Here is a 19,273-nt window from a genome sequence, read left to right as displayed (position 1 = left end):
TTAAAATTTCAAAGTAGAGGATGTTGAATTATTAATGATTTCATTATGTCAGAAAAACAGAGAATTTCAGATATTTCATGGAAAAAGTGGGGCCCCTATGTAAGTAACCGTGAATGGGGACTTGTACGTGAGGATTACAGTGAGAACGGGGATGCCTGGAATTATACCAGTCATAATACTGCAGAAGCTAAAACATATAGGTGGGGTGAAGAAGGGATATGTGGCATCTGTGATGACCTTCAGCAATTGGTCTTTTCTGTCGGATTCTGGAATAAAAAGGATGAAATGGTGAAAGAACGGTTCTTTGGTCTTACCAACGGGCAGGGAAATCATGGTGAAGATGTAAAGGAATACTTTTATTACCTGGATTCTACCCCTACCCATTCTTATATGAAGATGTTGTACAAATATCCGCAAAATGCTTTCCCATATGCAGATCTTGTGAAAACCAATGCAGGAAGAGATAAAACAGAACCTGAATATGAGCTCATTGATACAGGAATTTTTGATACTAATGAATACTTTGATATTTTCGTTGAATATGCTAAAGAAGGTCCAAATGATATTTTAATAAGACTTACCATTATCAACAAGGCTGAAAAAGAATCTTCTCTTGTTATACTGCCTACTGTCTGGTTCAGAAATACATGGAATTGGGGCTATGATGAGTATCAACCGGAGATGAGCGCCCATGAAGCAGATCATATCAGACTAAGTCATAAAGACCTTGAAATAAAAAATATCTATGCAAAACAATCTATAAAGACTTTGTTTTGTGATAATGAAACCAATAACAAAAGACTTTATCAGTCACCTAATATATCAGAATACTGCAAAGACGGGATTAATAATTTTATATTGACAGGGAATGCACAGTCGGTTAACTCCCAAAATGTAGGCACAAAAGCATCGTTCTTTATTGATGAAGATTTTAAAGGTAAAGAGTCAAAAACCTTTGAATTCAGGATGACGGATAAAGAATTGAAAGAACCCTTTAATGATTTTGATCCTATTTTTAATCTGAGACAGAAAGAAGCAGATGAATTTTATGCTGAAGTACAGAAGGGAATTCAGTCAGAAGATGAAAAAATGGTGCAGAGACAGGCATTTGCAGGAATGCTCTGGAATAAAATGTTCTATCATTATAATGTTGAAAAATGGCTGAAAGGAGATCCTGCAGAAATGTCACCACCAAAATCCAGGGATAAAATAAGAAATTATGACTGGAAGCATCTAAACAATGCCCATATTATCTCCATGCCTGATAAATGGGAATATCCATGGTATGCAACCTGGGATCTGGCTTTCCATACTATCAGCTTTTCATTAATTGATCCTGATTTTGCCAAACATCAGCTTAAACTTTTCCTGTTTGAATGGTATATGCATCCTAACGGTCAGCTTCCTGCCTATGAATGGAATTTCAGCGATGTTAACCCTCCGGTACATGCATGGGCTGTTTTTAGAGTGTTTAAAATTGATGAATATATAAGAGGTAAACCGGATCTTGAATTTCTTGAAAGTGCATTTCAGAAACTGCTGATGAACTTTACCTGGTGGGTGAACAAAAAAGACAGTAACGGGAATAATATTTTTGAAGGAGGATTTTTAGGGCTTGATAATATTGGCGTTTTCGACAGGAATTCTGCACTTCCCAATGGTGAGCAGCTCGAACAGGCTGACGGGACAAGCTGGATGGCCATGTTTGCACTGAATATGATGAGAATAGCACTCGAACTGGCATTATATAACAAGGTGTACGAAGAAATGGCTATGAAGTTTTTTGAACACTTCTTGTCTATTGCCCATTCATTGGATAATATGGGGGATGAAAATTTCAGCCTTTGGAATGAGGAAGATGAATTTTTTTATGATGCGATTGCCTCCAGTGACAATACCCATATGTACTTAAGGTTAAGGACAATTGTAGGGTTGATACCAATGTTTGCCGTTGAGGTCATAGATGACGAAATGATTGAAAATCTTCCCAATTTTAAGAAGAGAATGAAATGGGTACTGGAAAATAAACCGGAACTCGCTTCTCTGGTTTCAAGATGGGAAGTTAAAGGACAGGATTCTAAACACCTCTTATCTTTGCTTCGCGGCCATCGTTTAAAAAGACTGTTGAGCAGGATGCTGAATACGGAGGAATTTTTAAGTGATTATGGAGTCAGAGCTTTGTCGAAAGAATATGAACAAAATCCATATACTTTACAGCTTAATGAAACGGATTATTGTGTGAAATACACCCCTGCAGAAAGTGATAGCGGGCTTTTTGGCGGAAATAGTAATTGGCGTGGACCCATTTGGTTTCCTATTAATTTTCTTATTATTGAAAGCCTTCAGCGTTTTTTCTTCTACTACAGCCCGGATTTTATGGTAGAATACCCTACAGGAAGTGGAAATTATTCTAATCTGGATCAGATAGCGGATTCTTTAAGTAAAAGACTCTCAAAAATATTTTTAAAAGACGAAAATGGGAAACGCCCAGTGAATGGTCAGTACGAAAGATTCCAGACGGATCCGGATTTTAAAGATTATATTTTATTTTATGAATATTTTCATGGTGATAATGGCCGTGGGGTAGGTGCTTCTCATCAGACAGGCTGGACGGGATTGATCGCAAAAATTCTGCAGCCAAGATTCACCAAAAAAGAAATTGCAGAATCTGAAACTGAAATGCCCGAGGAAGCGAAATAGTGAAAAACAAATTTGCTGGTTATCTTTACTCTATTCGAATATCTGCTGTATAATTTCCAATGAAGGAGGTGTTTTAAAATCGGTGATATGATAATGGTAATAGACCAAAAGACTATCCAGGAAATCTTTCCTCATGGAAGAATGGATTTTAGTCGTGTAAAAGTTTTCGGCAGTGAGAGCTGTTCTCCATAGTAATGAGATTTCTTCACTGAAGATATGGTGGGTGGAACTGGCTGAAAAAGTGCCCGTTTCCGGATCTAAAAATCTTCCTTCACCAATTAATGGAGCAACTCCCTGAATTTTTAAAACAGCGAGTAAAAAAAGAAGATGTGATTGATAATTTTTGTTGATAAGCTGATCAATAAATTCATCAATACTAAAAAATATAGTGAGGTTTTTATTTTCAAATTTAAGAATCTGACTAAGGAAATCCGAAATAAAAAAAATAATGGTATTTACTTTTATATCATTATAAATATCATTGTTTTTTACCAGTTCAAACTTTGATACCGATGCTATGCCGTTACCTCTTATTGGGTTTATGGAAAAGCTGAGTTTGCTCAACGGCTGCAGCAGGGCTTTCTTTTTATTTCTCTTGGAGTAAACCCCTTTAAGAAAATAAGTCTGAAAACCCTCCTCTTCTGTAAAACAATGCAGTACAGCATCATTTTCTCCGTACTTTATAAATGAAAGTAAAAATCCGTTTTGTGAATTCATTAATTGACTACCCCTATTTTGGCTGTAGCTTTATCAGAACCGTCTTCATTAGTCATTAATACAAAATAAATACCTGAAGCTACTCTTGTTCCTCTCTGATTGTTAAGATCCCACTCATAGTAGCCTCCTCTTGCCACAGCCGAATGTACTACATTTCCTGCTGCATCTACAATTCTTATGTTCGTTTTTTCTGCCAGACCTTTAATGGTAACCTTTCCTTTAAAGTTAGAATATACTACAGGATTCGGGTAAACTAATACATCTCCAAAATTTGAATTTACATCTGCAACATCTCCCTGATAAGTTACAATACCGCTATAGGTGACGAAATATACCTTACCGGTCTTCTTATCTACCTTGATATCTGTTATACTATTGGTAGGAAGGGGGGAGTTTTCTTTTGTAAAATGTTTTATTGTCTTTTCTCCATTAGAAGAAAGATAGTATACCCCACCACCTTCTACAGATACCCACTTATAATCCCCAGCATCTACTTCAATCTGAAGAATCTGTGAGTCTCTGAAAAGTTCTTCCGGAAGACCGTTTTGTTCTATAATAATAGGGGATGCTGTAGGACTTGGAGTTTTTATCTCAGAAGCTGCGTTGGGAAGAATTCTTAACCCATTATCACTGCCAATCCATGCATCTCCGGATTTATCAAATGCTACAGATAAAGTTCCTTCACCTGCAATTCCATTAGATTCCTTTAATAAATAATCAGTATCGTCAGAAAGATTAGTTGCATTTTTATAGTCATATACCCAGAAATTATTTGTTCTCGGTAGAGGTGTCCAAAGCATGTTTTCATATAAAACTGGTTTTTGCACACCTGAACTTGCAATAGTATATTTTTTTATGGTAAAATCATCTGCTGCTTTATCGTAAATTCCCATTGATGGAATACCATTATCTGTAAATCCAATAGATACAAATATATTACTTTGAGCATCTGTAGCAAAACCTACAGGACGTCGGTAAAAAGGTTCGCCCCCTACATTATAATATTTTACCAATTCAAAGTCTTTGCTGCTTGCATTGTATTTCATTTTATAGACTCCATTGTTAAACATGGTATAATTGGTAAAGAATACTTCATTGTTGCTGATAGGGCTCATGACTGCATCAAGTACATTGACTTGTCCTATATTCGTCTTATTAAAATAGGAAGGGTATATCCATTCGGTACCATTAAAATAATAGAACCCTGGTTTTTTAGGATTTTCTACCGGGAAGTTATAAATATCTGCTCTTGCCCCACTGGAGACAAGCATCTGATTGTTATCGTACAGATTTAATTTATAGGCAAAATTAAAATACGGACCAGAAGGTTTATAAGTATTGTTACCTTCATCTTTTATTCCTGATAATACAGTTCCTCCAAACACTTTTCCACCCGCTATTGTAGCTGTATTACAATCTTCTCCAAGACTTATAGCATTTAAAGAAATGCCGTTGAGTCCAAAGGTATAGATTCTGTTATCGGTTACTACAATATTATTTTGGGTGATCACCACATCCTGAATATTTGCAAAACTGGCAGGAAGTGGAGTGGGAGTACCATTATTATACATGAATGCAGAGGTGGCGGATGAAAACACCAATTCAGACTCAGCATCTATATTTTTGAATGCTCCAGGAACTTCTGTTGTCCATGTAGAAAATACAGGAAATGTAGTATTGATCTCATGGCTTTTCAATCCTGTATTGGTTACAGAATAAATTTTGTTTCCGAATATGGTCGCTTCATTACTGGCTTCATATATCCCTCCGCTAAGGAAAAATGCAGAATCTCCAAACTCTTTCTTTTTAAGATCAAATATAGAGACTCCATACCCTACAGAAATAACCGCCTTATCTCCTGTGATAGAAATATGGTTAACTTTTTTATTTCCGTTGTAACCTGTGGCAATTGGAATATCAACGATGTATTTAATTTCCTGAGGAGTAATCACATCCATAGATCCATCGGAATACCCAATAAGACCTGTCTTGGTTTGTGAATTATAATCGAAAGCGGTGATTCCGATATTATGGAGTCCGTTAGCTTTAGACAGTTTTGTAATCTCTCCACTTCCTATAGTATAATAGAATAATCCGTTTTCTGTTGCGGCTATTATTTTTCCATTGTCTTCTTTCATGGCCAGGACATTATTGTAGGAAAAAAGATCTGACCATTTTTTTGATGAAATGACCTGCGCTTTTGTAAACTGCAGGGATGCTAAAATACCAAGAGAAATTAAAGAGAGTTTTTTCATATTATGCTATTATGCTGCTGTCTATTACCTGATTGTTCCAGGAGATATGCTGTACGTTTTTATTTGTATCAAAGTGAAAATCTATTCTTCCCAAAAGGAGCCCTGCCCATCCAACCTGGTTAACCAAGACCTTCTTACCTTGTCTGTTGGTGAAAGTTTGAGGTTCAGGAAGGAAAGTGTGGGTATGGCCGCCTAAAATAATATCAATATTTTCTGTACTGGCAGCTAAAATTTTATCACTTATTTTATTGGGTTCGTCTTTGTAATCATACCCAATGTGGGAAAGACAGATTACAAGATCACAATTTTGGTCTTTTTTCAGAAAGTTTGAATAATGCTGTGCTACATCAATGGGGCTAGAGTATACAGTTTCTCCATATTGCTTTTTACCCACAAGACCATCCAGCTGGATGCCTACTCCAAAAATTCCTACTTTAATACCGTTTTTATTAAAGATCTTATAAGGAGAAGTTTTCCCGTCAAGTATCGTATTCTTGAAATCATAATTAGAACAGATAAATGGGAACTTTGCAGTAGGAAGAACCTTTGAAAATCCATCTAAACCATTATCAAAATCGTGATTTCCCATGGTAGAAGCATCATACTTCATCATGGACATTAATTTAAATTCCAGCTCACCCCCAAAGAAATTAAAATAGGGAGTTCCCTGAAAAATATCTCCGGAATCAAGAAGTAATACATTAGATTCCTGATTTCTGATCTGTTGAATTAAGCTAGCTCTTCTGGCAAAACCTCCCTGATTTGGATTTTTGGTATAGCTTGCATCAAAAGGCTCTATTCTGCTATGCTGATCATTGGTATGAAGAATAGTCAGTTTAGTTGCGGATTGTAATCCAGGAATAGCTAATCCTTCCGCCTTCATCATATTAGGAGCTAAAGCCATTGCTAAAGTTCCACCACCTATTGCTTTTAAAAAACTTTTTCTATCCATTACTTTTTACCGATAAAATTTAAACGAACATCTGTATTAGGAACTACTTCCGGAGTTTTCTTGAAATATTCAATAAATAAATCTCTAAGTTTTATTCCTGTCGGAATTGATTCTCCTTTGGCAAAGAATTTCATATTATCTCCACCCAAAGCAAGATAGTCTGAGGTAGCGATATAATAGTCTTTACCAGTGTCTATTTTTTGTCCGTTAATTAACGATTGATTAAGTTGTCCGTTTTTTGTTTCAATATACAGATGGGAAACAGGGTTGTTGACTTGAGTTTTTGCATAATAATCAAAAAGACCCTGAAGATCAGCCCCTTTCATTTTAACAATAATCACCTCATTTTCAAAAGGCATTACTTCAAAAACGTTTTTCAGCATAATATCACCCTTTCCAATGGTTGTACGGATTCCTCCGATATTGATCAAGGCAGCATCTACATTTTTCTTAAGATTTATTTTTGCCCACTCATTCCCTCCTTCAAATGTATAATCTGCTAAAAGATTACCGAGATTACTGTTGTCTCCCTGCTTTGTAAGGTCTACACTTGTATGAGAAATTTTCTGATTCATTTCCCGGTCCAGTTTCTCTTTATAAGGTTCAATTACCTTTACAAACTCCTCATCATTCTTTAGCTCGTTATTAATAGAAATATTCTGCTGGGGCTGTACGTTTGCAAGCTGCAGCGTGGATGCTGTTTTGCAGGCGGTAAGCGATGCCAGAGCAATTCCTAGTAACAAGAATTTATTTTTCATAATATCTTTTAGTATATGCAAATATAACCATATGAATAATAAAACATTATTATTTATTACAAATTCTTATTGTAAATTATTAAATTTGACAAAAATAATTCGAACAGATGAGCATTTTAAAAGGAGTAGGTGTTGCATTGGTAACACCCTTTAATGAAGATTTATCCGTTGACTTCGACAGTTTAACCAAACTTGTTGAATACAATATTGAAAACGGAACCAATTATTTGGTAGTATTGGGAACTACGGCAGAAGCCGCTACGCTTTCTGATGAAGAAAAGAAACAGGTAATTGAGCATATCATTAATGTAAATAATAAACGTCTTCCTTTGGTATTAGGAATTGGCGGTAACAATACTCTTGAAGTAAAGAAACAGATTGAAGAAGCAGATCTTTCTGCATTTGAAGCAGTGCTTTCTGTATCTCCATATTACAATAAGCCTAACCAGGAAGGACTTTACCAACATTACAAGGTATTGGCTTCCACAGGGAAAAAAATCATCATCTACAATGTTCCTTCAAGAACAGGGCAGAATATTGATGCAGATACTACTATTCGTATTGCAAAGGAATTTCCTAATCTCTTTATGATCAAGGAAGCAGCACCCAATATTCTTCAGTATTTTGATATTTTAAGAAAAAAACCTGAAGGGTTTTCATTAGTTTCCGGAGATGATGAGTATACACTTCCTGTGACTTTGGCTGGTGGAAATGGTGTAATTTCTGTGATTGGACAGGGATACCCTAAGGAGTTTTCCACAATGGTACAGCTGGCTTTTGAAGGAAAGGTAAAAGAAGCTTATGAAATTCATAATAAGCTGGTTGAAATCACACGTTTAATCTTTGCTGAAGGGAATCCTTGCGGGATTAAAGTAATTCTTGCTGAAAAAGGAATTATTAAAAACCACCTTAGACTTCCTTTGGTTCCTGCTTCAGAAGGACTTTATGCAAAGATTAAAGCTGAAATGGCAAATATTTAATAGAATATCAACCGTCAGCAATGAATAGAGATTAATATAGACCGATTCATTGTTGAAAACAGATCATTGATATAATCTCATAAAGTGAAAAGTTCAGACTTTTCACTTTTTTTTAATCATAAAATAAAAATAATGAAATTAATAGAAGCGATGGTAAAAGACATTCCTTTGATTCAGGATTTAGCAAGAAGATCCTGGGAAAATGCTTATGCAGATATTCTTTCGGCTGAACAGATGGAGTATATGCTTGCAGAAATGTATTCTGAGACTGAGATTGAAAATCATCTCCAAAATCCGGATTATCATTATTATCTGATTCAGGATGAGAATAACAGTTCTTTTGAAGGTTTTATCGGATATGAACACGATTATGAACCCCAGACCACAAAGCTCCACCGTATTTATTTGGTTCCGGAAAGTAAAGGGAAAGGCTTTGGAAAAGAAGCACTTCAATTTTTGAATCTTAAAGTAGCTGAAAATGGAAATGAAAGAATTATTTTGAATGTTAATAAATATAATTCTGCCAGAAATTTTTATGAATCCCAGGGATACAAGGTGTTTGGGGAAGGAACTTTTGATATTGGAAGAGGGTTTGTAATGGACGATTTTTTGATGGAGTTTCTAATTCACAAATAATTGACTTAAAATCTTGTAACTTTCTCTTGTAATTCTATAACAAGTGATTTCTTTTTTTGATTCATCTTTGCTTCAGAACCAAATCACTTTTAATAATACATTCATATGCTTGGTTTTGAGCTGATTTAGCTTTTTATCAGTATATTTTTTTCATCCTTAGTGTTTAAATTCCTGTATTCTTGAATGCAGGAATTTTTTTGTGGATACATTGTCGAAAAAAAGAAACCTATTTCACATTTAATTGAAATAAATCATTATATTTACTGAAAATTTGACTTACTATAATAGGATGAAAATGTATGTAAAATTTGATTTCAACACTCTCTGTAAGAAAGTGTTAGATGAAAAACTTAAAGAACACGGGCTGAAATACAGGTTGCTGAACTTTGGAGAGGTAGAGTTTTACGAACCCCTAACGCAGGAACAACATCATCTTTTTAAGACACATCTTGGAGAGTATGGTATCGAAATTATTGAAAGCCAGAAAACGGCTTTGGTACAAAAGATAAAAGATGCTATCGTAGAACTTGTTTTTTCTGAAGAGATTATCCCTGTAAAAGCATCTATTTATATTTCTGAAAAGCTGAATCATAGCTATGGATATCTTTCCAATCTTTTTTCAGAAGTTGCTTTTACTTCTATTGAGAACTTTATTATTTTGCAAAAAATAGAACATGCTAAAGTGTTAATTATAAGAAATAAGCAAAGCCTCACAGAAATCGCCCACAAATTGAATTACTCCAGTGTAGCCCATCTAAGTACTCAGTTTAAAAATACAACCGGAATCACCCCCTCCCAGTTTCAAAAAATACTAGGGAAAAGACGCAGAGCCCAAAATACGGCCATAAACCATAAAATGCAGTATGAATAAAGAATTTCTGAACGTAATCGTAGCAGATGATAATGAAAACACTCTAATTTTTTTTAAAAATATATTTAAAGAGCTAAAAATTTCTATAAAAGTTCAATGTTTTAACAGTGGAATATCCTTAATGAAGTATCTGAATAATGAAGAGGCTGTTATTCCTGAAATTGTCTTTATGAGGTATGAAATTCCTGAGAAAAATAGTTTAGAATGGATTGAGGAGATTAGGGATAACCAGAAGTTTAACAATATGGTAATAGCCATATATTCTGAATCAATTCCCGAAAATGAAGTGGAAGATATCTTTGTAAAAGGAGGAAATGTGTATATCAAAAAACCGGAGGCATTTGATCAGCTGAAAAAAGTACTCACAGAAGTTATTACGATCAATTGGCAGTATCATACTTCAGGTTTAAATAAAGAGAATTTTATTCTGAAAGTGTAAGTAGTGATAGTTTTTTTAATTCCATTTTTTGATTATTTAACGATATTTATCACATAGTATTCACAAATAGGTGAAAATTTTATAATTAATAGCTGAAATAATATAAAAAGGTTTTCAATAAAAATGCAGACTTTTGTAGTATAGAATCAGTGACACAAATTTGATATAAATAAAAGATACAGATGAATGAAGAGTAATTGTTTCACAACAAGTATTTATATAAATCACGATGTTATTTAACAAAATGAATTATATTAATTTCCAATTATAAAGCATAGAAGATCTTTAAACAAAACGGTACAATCATGAAAACTCAAAAGTAGTTGGAGACATATTTATTCGTTTCATTCCCTCGTCTCCCTCTATATTCAGTTAGTTTTTATAATAAGCAAGTTGGAAAAATAATTCATTTTGTTTTTTTATAATTTATTTTAATAGTTATGGTTTGAAATCTATTCAAATAATGCATAAATATTTTCACACCACATCACAAAATATTAAACCTAAACTATTAAAATAAATTTTCTTTAGGCAGACAAGAAGTAATTTCTTCTAAATAACAGTTTTATAAGGGGACCGCAGGAAAGATTTTCTGCGGTTTTTTTTATGAAATTTTGCTCCACTTATTCTTTCCTTTGTAATACCTGATGTAATAATTTTTGATGATGAGATTATCAGGTCTTGCCAGCATTGGATCAGCCTCCAGAATTCTGTCTACAGTATTTTTTGTAGTCTTAATGATTGCCGAATCATTGATAAGGTCTAATCTTTTGAAATCTACGACACCGCTCTGCTGAGTTCCCAGGATATCTCCGGGACCTCGAAGTTGCATGTCGACTTCCGAGATTTTAAAACCATCATTGGTCTCTGTCATTGTTCTGATACGGGTCCTGCTTTCCTTAGATAATTTATCTGAAGTCATCAAAATACAATAGCTTTGTTCTGCTCCTCTTCCTACACGTCCTCTAAGCTGGTGAAGTTGTGAAAGACCAAATCTTTCTGCACTTTCAATAACCATTACAGATGCATTAGGAACGTTGACTCCCACTTCAATAACCGTTGTAGCTACCATAATTTCTGCTTTTCCTGAAGCAAAATAAGTCATGGCAGCATCTTTTTCATCAGGTTTCATTTTTCCATGAAGCATGGTGACATTATAATCTGAGAAGTATTCCATGACATGTTCTAGCCCCTCCATCAGATTTTTGTAATCTAAAGTTTCAGACTCTTCAATAAGTGGATAAACAAAATAAATTTGTCTGCCTTTCTTGATCTCATCTTTACAGAAATTGTACACATACGCCCTGTCTTTTTCACGCCTGTGAGCAGTAATTATAGGTTTTCTTCCCACTGGCATTTCATCAATCACAGACACATCAAGATCTGAATAAAAACTCATTGCCAATGTTCTTGGAATAGGAGTTGCGGTCATCACAAGAATGTGAGGCGGAATTTTATTTTTTGCCCAAAGTTTAGCCCGTTGTGCTACTCCGAATCTATGCTGCTCATCAATAATAGCGAGTCCTAAATTTTTAAATTTAACCTTATCTTCTAATACAGCATGAGTGCCAACCAGAATAGAAAGACTGCCACTTTCAAGCTCTGCGTGAATAATTTTCCTTTCAGAAGCTTTGGTAGAGCCGGTGAGAAGCCGGATATTGATATTTGTTTCCTGTAATAAATCCTTCATTCCGTTATAATGCTGCTGGGCAAGAATTTCTGTAGGAGCCATCATACAGCTCTGAAAACCATTATCCATTGCAATCAGCATGGTAAGTAATCCTACCATTGTTTTTCCGGAGCCTACATCACCCTGTAAAAGCCTGTTCATCTGAATAGGCTTTTTCATATCCATACGGATTTCTTTTAAAACCCTTTTCTGAGCATTTGTAAGATCAAAAGGAAGGTGATTTTCATAAAAATCATTGAAATGATCCCCAATAATGGGAAAAGGATTGCCGTGAGACTGGGTTTTATGATGAAGCTTTTTTAAGCCATAGCCCAATTGGAAAAAGAATGACTCTTCAAATTTAAGTCTGAAGTCAGCCTTATCAAAATGCTCCATATCTTTTGGGAAATGCACATTCAGAAAAGCATGCTGCCTTGAGATAAACTTGAAGGTTTTCATTAAATATTCCGGGAAATTTTCCTCAATAAGTTGAGGAATCTCTTTGCAGATATTCCTGAGAGCATTTTGAAAGAATTTTTGGCCCAGCCCCCTTTTGGTAAGTTTTTCAGAACTTGGATAAATAGGTTTCAGGCGGACGTCACTGTCTTTACTTTCCTCAGCTTCTATTTCCGGATGTGGCATAGAAAACTGCCTGTTGAAAACATTGATCTTTCCAAAGATATACACATCACGGTTGATAGGAATCTGTTCCTTCAGCCATTTTGAATATTGAAACCATACAAGATCTATACTGCCAGTATGGTCATTAAATTTGGCGGAAAGTCTTTTTGTTTTTCCGGTCTGGATTTCCTGTATCTGGGTGATTTTCCCTTTCAGCTGGATATCAAGATTGCTTTCCTCAAGCTGAGAGACTGTATAAATTTTACTTTTATCCAGATAGCGGATAGGGTAGAAGTTCAGAAGATCTTCCACGGTGGAAAGGCCCAGCACACTTTTGATGAGTTTGGCTCTTTCAGGACCTATTCCTTTTACATATTCTATTGAAGTATCTAAAGTCATTTAAAAAACGAGCCCTAATTTCGGTAAAATAGCTGGGATTTAAAATTTTTAGCACCAAAATATTGGTGTAAATATCTAAAAAAGGCTCTCAGATTCTGAAAGCCTTTGATTTATATTAGTCTTTGATTTTAGATTTGAACTTTTTCTGGTAATCTTCCCACTGTTCTCTGGTACGGATCTTTTTAAATAAATCTTTTGAGATGAGTTCCAGATAGGGCTCCAGCTCTTTGGCGGATAATTCTCCCTGTAGAATGGTGATTGGATCTCCATGCTCATCCAGAAAAACAGTACTTGGTACAGCCCCTACATTCATATATTGTGTAAACTCATGCAGAGAATTTTTTCCTTTTTTATGCTCTGTATTTGGATTTGAGAATGTTCTTCCAAAGATTTCAACACTATTTTTTTCTTCAGCATTAAATTTTACAGGATAGTAATTCTCATTTAAGATCTGGGAAATCACGGCATGACCGTATGTTTTTTTATCCATAATCTTACACGGTCCGCACCAGTCTGCATAAAAATCAATAAGAATTTTTTTGGGATGCGTTTTCTGAGCTTTTAAAGCTTCCTCAATAGTCATCCACTTTATTTGTGCAAAACTAAAATTCAATAATAATAAGAGTACTATGCTTAAAATTTTCTTCATAATGATTTGTGATATTTATGTAAAAATAAGCATAATAGTTTATTCTTTATTTTACATCTTGCATTAATTTTTTTACGAAGGATGATAGCAAAATCAATACCACACCTGCAATTAATGCATAGATTCCCAGAGTTTTGTATCCATCAGTATAGGCGATCAGTTTACTCATATTGGTATTCCCTGTATTTGATTCAGATAAACTTGCTCCAATTTTCCCTGCTGCAAACTGCCCGAATGCACTGGCTAGAAACCAAAGCCCCATCATCATACCAAACATCTTTTTAGGAGATAGTTTTGTAATAATAGACATCCCAATAGGACCTAAACACAACTCTCCGAATGTGATAACAAGCCACGTAAAGGTAAATAAATTAAGAGATGATTTACCATCTGCACCTGCAAAATATCTTAAACTGTAGAATAAGAAAAATCCGGCAGCGAGAAATAAAAATCCAATTCCAAATTTATTAATAGTATTGGGCTCAAGCTTCTTTTTGTTTAAGCCTACCCAAGCTAACCCGATTAGAGGACTGAAAATAATAATGAAAAATGAATTTGCACTGTTGTTGATAACATTAGGATCCATACCAAATCCCAATAAGTTGTGAACAAGGTTGTCCTTTGCAAATAAAGACAATGAACCACCACTTTGCTCATAAATGGAATTAAATAGGAAGTACATGAAAATAAAAACAAAAGCAGCAATAAGCTTCTTTTGATAAGGTGTTGTCTGTTTCACTGTTTCTAGGATAAAATATCCCACGGCAGCGATACCAATCAAATACATAAAATAGTCTGTATAATCGGTATTTTTAACCATAATAAAAATAAGAGGCATGCTTAATAAAGCTCCAATATAAACTAAAACCTCACGTAGGGTTCTTTTAGATTGAGGAAGAATTTGTAGGGGAGAATCACCAATTGGTCCCAATGATTTTTTGGTAGCAAAAAAAGTAATTAATCCTAAAATCATCACTATTGCCGCTGCCAGGAAACACCATGACCAGGAGTGGTATTTTCCAAGATATACACAAAGTGCTCCTCCCAGAAGCCCGCCAATATTAATTCCGGCATAAAAAAGACCATATCCCGCATCTCTTCGGGCATCATCTTCCTTGTAGAGTTCTCCTACCATTGAGGAAATATTCGGTTTGAAAAATCCGGTTCCAATAATAGAGCAGGTAATCCCAAAATAAAAGAAGTCATGAGGTGACAGTGCAATAATAAGATTTCCAACTGCCATAATAAGTCCTCCAAAAACCAGAGACTTTTTAAATCCTAAGATTTTATCCGCAAAAATACCTCCTATAAAGGTAAAGGCATAAATAAAAGCCTGTATGGCTCCATATTGTAAATTAGCCTTGTCTTCCAGCAGTCCCAGCTGGTCTACCATAAAAATTGTAAGAACTCCGCGCATTCCGTAAAAACAAAAGCGTTCCCACATTTCTACAGTGAATAAGGTCCAAAGTTGCTTTGGATACTTTCCTTTAAAGTTTTGTATTTCTTCTAGAGTTAAGCTCATAATGATATATGATTGTTTTAATTAGGGGTTTTTATTATCCTGATCTAGTTCAAAACGAATTCTGTCCTGATCGATGATTTGTTTTAATTCTTCTTCTTCTTTTGGGAGGTACGGCAGTTATTTGCTGGTAAATAAATTATTTTTATCATTGAGCACAGAGTATTTTACAATAGTTTCATCTTTTTCAGAAAACCGTTCGTCTGCCTTTATGCCAAGAAATTTAAAAATGTAGGGATCTTTTAAAACTCTGTGGATGTTTTCTGGTGAAGACTCTTTATGTTTTAAAACTCTTTCGTAAGGAAGGGAGTTCATCTGCCTTTTTAGATCTCTTACATTCCAATTGTTTTGTACATCTTCAACAATAAGTTTTCCAATCTGCCAATAAGTAAGCAGTAGTGTAGAATTCGCTATTCGAAAAACCTTTTCGCGCGACTGTCTAATGATCTCCTTTACGGATTGGAATAAAGATTCTTCGGAAATTTCCATCGTACGAAATTAAAAAAAACCTCTGACTTAGCAGAGGTTTTATTCATATTTTGTTAACACACTTAGTTTACACCGTGCATCATTTTCTTTAAGATAGGTGAAAGTAAAGCTAAAATTACTGAAGCAATACCACAAAGTACCACAAATACCATGAAGAATTCAAATAAATTGTGAATCTCAAATCCTACAAAAGTAGGGTTATGTAATGGTAACTGAGCTTTTTCAAATGCAGCTGTCTGATCAGCGGTTAATGTTACTTTTTTATCTAAAACATCCTGAAGGTTTACTCCTATTTCCTGCGCTTTTGTAAATTTATCACCTGTTGCAGGGATCAAAGCTCCTAATGAACCTGCCAAAGCATATCCTGCTGCATTGGAAATAAAGAAAACACCATATAATAATGAGGCGAATCTTTTTGGTGCCAGTTTACCTACCAGTGATAACCCGATTGGAGATAAACAAAGCTCTCCACAAGTTTGGATGAAGTATAGAAGCATTAACCATTTTATTGCCAGTAGACCTGAGTTTCCTAGATCTTTTACATTATGTGCTATGATAAAGTAGCTTAAAGCTATTAATGCAAGTCCCATTGCTTGTTTGAATGGTGATACCGGCTCTTTTCCTTTTGCTCTTAGTTTATCCCAACACAAACTGAAAGGAACGGCTAACAGCACAACGAAAATACCATTAAAGATCTGAACCATTGATGGTGGCATATTCCACCCCAAAATGTTTCTATCGGTTTGATTATCTGCAATAAATGTTAATGAAGAACCTGCCTGTTCGAAAGCTGCCCAGAAAAAGATAATAAAGAATGAAACAATATAAATTACCCAGATTCTCTGTCTTTCAATTTTGTTTTCTGCAGAGCTCATAATAAGGAAAGCCAAAGAAATACCTGCTGAATAAATGAAAGGATAAATAACTCCTTTGATCAGTTGACCCATTTCTACAGCTTTAAATCCAATTTCTCCTACCAATGCATATCGGAAAACAAAGAATAAAACAACAAATATAAGTCCGGTAATACCTAAAGCCATTCCCGAGAATTTTGCTGTTTGAGTTTCCCCTTCTTCAAAATCTGCACTGGTATTGTTTTTTGGTAATCCACCGATAGGTCTTCCTTCCGGCGTTACTACATATTTATTTTTAAGGATAAAGAATGTAATAGTTCCAATAACCATAGCAATTGAAGCTGCTAAGAATCCCCATTTAAAGGCGAAAATATCTCTTACTCCTGTTGCAGCGTCTTTTACGTCTCCTACGTAAGGGCAGATAAACTGACCTAAAAACGCTCCAATGTTGATCCCCATGTAAAAAATGGTGAAAGCAGAATCCAGTTTAGACTTCTCTTGTTTTGGATAAAGACTTCCCACCATGGATGAGATGTTCGGTTTGAAAAATCCATTACCAAAAATAATAACGAATAAAGCCAGCCACATGATAAGTTTGGCGCTTCCAATATCTGCGGAAAAAGTTGAAGCACTGATGAATAATAAAAACTGACCAATGGCCATTAATGACCCTCCAATGATAATGGCAAATCTGTTTCCGATATATTTATCTGCAATAAATCCTCCTAAAAGGGGAGTTAAATAACATAAAGCTAAAAATCCACCATAGATAATAGCTGCATCAGCTTCTTTTATCAATAAGGAATTTACCATAAAGAGCGTCAAAAGAGCTCTCATTCCGTAAAAGTTGAAACGCTCCCACATTTCCGTTCCGAACAGAACCCACAATCCTTTCGGATGTCTGGAATTCTTATTCTCTACAAATTCATCCGGTTTCGGACTTATTGCTTCAATATTATCCATTTCTATTGTTAATTTTTGTTAAGACTGACAAATATAGTTTATTTTGGGTTTTTGGCAAGGTTTTAATTTTATTTTTAAATAAAAAAGCTGCAGAACCATTCTGCAGCTTTATATTCTTTATAAATACTAAGGATTAGTGCCCTTTTTCCTTCATAATTTTATTTAATCTTTTTAACATAGAAAGGCCTAAAAGAGTAGCAAATATTAACAAACCGAAATTAACAAGAAAATAATTCGTCTTGTTTTCGTAGTTATACCAGGTGCTGGCAAGGATCCCTGAAAGCTTGTTTCCTACAGAGTTGGCAAGGAAGAATCCTCCCATCATCAGGGCTGTAATTCTTGCTGGTGAAAGTTTTGAGACAAAAGAAAGTCCCATAGGCGAAAGGCATAATTCCCCAATAGTAATCACACCATAACTGGCTACCAGCCATAAAGGAGAAACTTTTACAGCTCCGTTATCTCCGGCCATTACTGCTAATACCATCACTAAACAGGATAGTCCTGAAATAAATAGTCCTAAAACTATTTTAGTAGGGGTTAACGGCTCTTTACCTTTTCGTCTTAAAAGGGCCCAAAAACCAACTATGACAGGGGTCAGAGCAATTACCCAAAACGGATTAATAGACTGAAATAATTCAGTATTGTACAGATATACTTTGTTTTCAGGATTCTTTTCAAGAGCAGCCCGCTGTTCGGGAGAAATATTTTTAAAATAAACATCTTTTCCTGTTTCTTTCCTGGTATCCCCCTTTTCATCTTTTTGAGATCTGAATTGGTTGTCATATACAGGGGTTTCTTTATCTTCATAGCTCTTCCCATCCACCATGTAAATTCCTTCCAGCGGCTTTTCTAAAGAGGCCGGAACACTTCTGTCTGTATAATAATTAGCCCATCTTGTCAAGGCAGTACCGTTTTGTTTAAATACAGCCCAGAAAAACATGCTGATCAGGAATACGGATAATAGGGCACCAATAGAAGCTTTTTCATCCGGTTTAGCTTTGAAATAAAGAGAGGCATAAAAGTAAATAACAGGAACACATGCAAATATAAAGGCATCTGTGCTGTCACTCCCAAAAATATTGTTAGGAATAAACCAACCGATTGCTCCGGCAATAATAGCGGGAACAAATACTTTAAGCATAATTTCAGAAAGTTTGGTGTCTCCTTCCTGCACCGGTTTCATCTGTGCAGCATGGATATAGTGTTTTCTTCCGATCGTGAAAATTACCATACCGATCAGCATTCCTACTCCGGCAGTGATGAATGCTTCACCCCATCCGAATTTATTACGCATGAAGGCAGCAATAATATTACAGATAAATGCACCGATATTGATTCCCATATAGAAAATATTATATCCGGAATCTTTATTGGCTTTATAGGGTTCTTCAGAATACAGGTTTCCTAAAAGAGTAGAAATTGTAGGCTTAAAAAAACCATTTCCAATGATAATTAAAGCTAAAGATGAATAAAATAGAGGAAGGTCTTTGAAAACTCCCATCCCAATATATCCTGCAGCCATTAAAAATCCACCGATATAAATAGATCTGATATATCCTAAAACCCTGTCTGCTAAAAATCCGCCAATGAAAGGGGTAAGGTATGTCAGGGCAATATAAGTCCCGAAAATATCATCAGCTGTTTTGTCTGGCAGTCCAAGGCCTCCCTTCATACCTGTGGGCTCAATAACATATAGTACAAAGATTCCAAGAATCAGGTAGTATCCGAAACGCTCCCACATTTCAGTGAAAAAGAGGAAGGGTAGCCCTTTAGGATGTTTAGTCTTCATATAATCAATTTTC

General features: G+C 35.1%; 15 protein-coding genes. 5 read left to right on the top strand and 10 right to left on the bottom strand.

Annotation, left to right across the window (positions count from 1 at the left end; all coding sequences use genetic code 11):
* Positions 1–45: 45 nt before the first annotated feature.
* Positions 46–2,700 carry an MGH1-like glycoside hydrolase domain-containing protein gene (locus B8967_RS16095; RefSeq protein WP_084086747.1) on the top strand — a complete coding sequence of 885 codons (2,655 nt, stop codon included), beginning with the start codon at positions 46–48 and terminating at the stop codon, positions 2,698–2,700.
* Positions 2,701–2,730: 30 nt separating this feature from the next.
* Here the strand turns inward: B8967_RS16095 and recO are convergent, their stop codons facing one another.
* The 4 genes from recO to B8967_RS16075 are packed head-to-tail and all read right to left on the bottom strand — an operon-like array spanning position 2,731 to position 7,382.
* Positions 2,731–3,417, bottom strand: a complete 687-nt coding sequence (recO, locus tag B8967_RS16090; RefSeq protein WP_047489337.1) for a DNA repair protein RecO — start codon at positions 3,415–3,417, stop codon at positions 2,731–2,733.
* Entirely contained in the window at positions 3,417–5,672 is a 2,256-nt protein-coding gene (locus tag B8967_RS16085; RefSeq protein WP_179140074.1) for a type IX secretion system anionic LPS delivery protein PorZ, read from the bottom strand. The genes recO and B8967_RS16085 overlap by 1 nt, the downstream gene beginning before the upstream one ends.
* A 1-nt stretch (position 5,673) precedes the next feature.
* Positions 5,674–6,624 (bottom strand): bifunctional metallophosphatase/5'-nucleotidase, encoded by a 951-nt coding sequence (locus tag B8967_RS16080; protein ID WP_084086746.1) that lies wholly within the window; start codon positions 6,622–6,624, stop codon positions 5,674–5,676.
* Positions 6,624–7,382: a 5'-nucleotidase C-terminal domain-containing protein gene (locus B8967_RS16075; RefSeq protein ID WP_084086745.1), complete on the bottom strand. Its 759-nt coding sequence runs from the start codon at positions 7,380–7,382 to the stop codon at positions 6,624–6,626. The genes B8967_RS16080 and B8967_RS16075 overlap by 1 nt, the downstream gene beginning before the upstream one ends.
* 107 nt (positions 7,383–7,489) lie before the next feature.
* Here B8967_RS16075 and dapA point away from each other — a divergent pair, with 107 nt between their 5' ends.
* The 4 genes from dapA (at position 7,490) to B8967_RS16055 (ending at position 10,308) form a co-directional block, all read left to right on the top strand.
* Positions 7,490–8,362 carry a 4-hydroxy-tetrahydrodipicolinate synthase gene (gene dapA / locus B8967_RS16070; protein WP_084086744.1) on the top strand — a complete coding sequence of 291 codons (873 nt, stop codon included), beginning with the start codon at positions 7,490–7,492 and terminating at the stop codon, positions 8,360–8,362.
* A 132-nt stretch (positions 8,363–8,494) separates the two neighbouring features.
* A complete protein-coding gene (locus B8967_RS16065) occupies positions 8,495–8,998 on the top strand; it encodes a GNAT family N-acetyltransferase (RefSeq protein WP_084086743.1) in 504 nt (167 codons plus the stop codon).
* Positions 8,999–9,287: 289 nt separating this feature from the next.
* Positions 9,288–9,869, top strand: a complete 582-nt coding sequence (locus B8967_RS16060) for a helix-turn-helix domain-containing protein (RefSeq protein ID WP_084086742.1) — start codon at positions 9,288–9,290, stop codon at positions 9,867–9,869.
* On the top strand, positions 9,862–10,308 hold the full coding sequence (locus B8967_RS16055; protein WP_084086741.1) for a response regulator: 447 nt from the start codon (positions 9,862–9,864) through the stop codon (positions 10,306–10,308). Before B8967_RS16060 ends, B8967_RS16055 begins: the two co-directional genes overlap by 8 nt.
* A 604-nt stretch (positions 10,309–10,912) precedes the next feature.
* Here B8967_RS16055 and recG read toward each other — a convergent pair.
* From recG to B8967_RS16025, 6 genes are all read right to left on the bottom strand, one after another.
* Positions 10,913–12,997: an ATP-dependent DNA helicase RecG gene (gene recG / locus B8967_RS16050; RefSeq protein ID WP_047489314.1), complete on the bottom strand. Its 2,085-nt coding sequence runs from the start codon at positions 12,995–12,997 to the stop codon at positions 10,913–10,915.
* Between the two features lie 115 nt (positions 12,998–13,112).
* Positions 13,113–13,646 carry a thioredoxin family protein gene (locus B8967_RS16045; RefSeq protein WP_047489311.1) on the bottom strand — a complete coding sequence of 178 codons (534 nt, stop codon included), beginning with the start codon at positions 13,644–13,646 and terminating at the stop codon, positions 13,113–13,115.
* Between the two features lie 46 nt (positions 13,647–13,692).
* The gene (locus B8967_RS16040; RefSeq protein ID WP_084086740.1) at positions 13,693–15,168 is read right to left on the bottom strand and encodes a peptide MFS transporter; all 1,476 of its coding nucleotides are present in this window, start codon (positions 15,166–15,168) and stop codon (positions 13,693–13,695) included.
* 117 nt (positions 15,169–15,285) lie between these two features.
* Positions 15,286–15,654 carry a DUF1016 N-terminal domain-containing protein gene (locus B8967_RS22675; protein WP_084086739.1) on the bottom strand — a complete coding sequence of 123 codons (369 nt, stop codon included), beginning with the start codon at positions 15,652–15,654 and terminating at the stop codon, positions 15,286–15,288.
* A 62-nt stretch (positions 15,655–15,716) separates the two neighbouring features.
* On the bottom strand, positions 15,717–17,471 hold the full coding sequence (locus tag B8967_RS16030) for a peptide MFS transporter (protein WP_047489302.1): 1,755 nt from the start codon (positions 17,469–17,471) through the stop codon (positions 15,717–15,719).
* Between the two features lie 133 nt (positions 17,472–17,604).
* Positions 17,605–19,260 (bottom strand): peptide MFS transporter, encoded by a 1,656-nt coding sequence (locus B8967_RS16025; RefSeq protein ID WP_047489299.1) that lies wholly within the window; start codon positions 19,258–19,260, stop codon positions 17,605–17,607.
* Between the last annotated feature and the right edge of the window lie 13 nt (positions 19,261–19,273).

Origin of the sequence: Chryseobacterium sp. YR221 (assembly GCF_900176315.1) — a bacterium.
Lineage (GTDB): Bacteria > Bacteroidota > Bacteroidia > Flavobacteriales > Weeksellaceae > Chryseobacterium > Chryseobacterium rhizosphaerae.
Note: the sequence above shows the minus strand (reverse complement) of the source record. Positions and strands in the feature narration are given on the sequence as shown.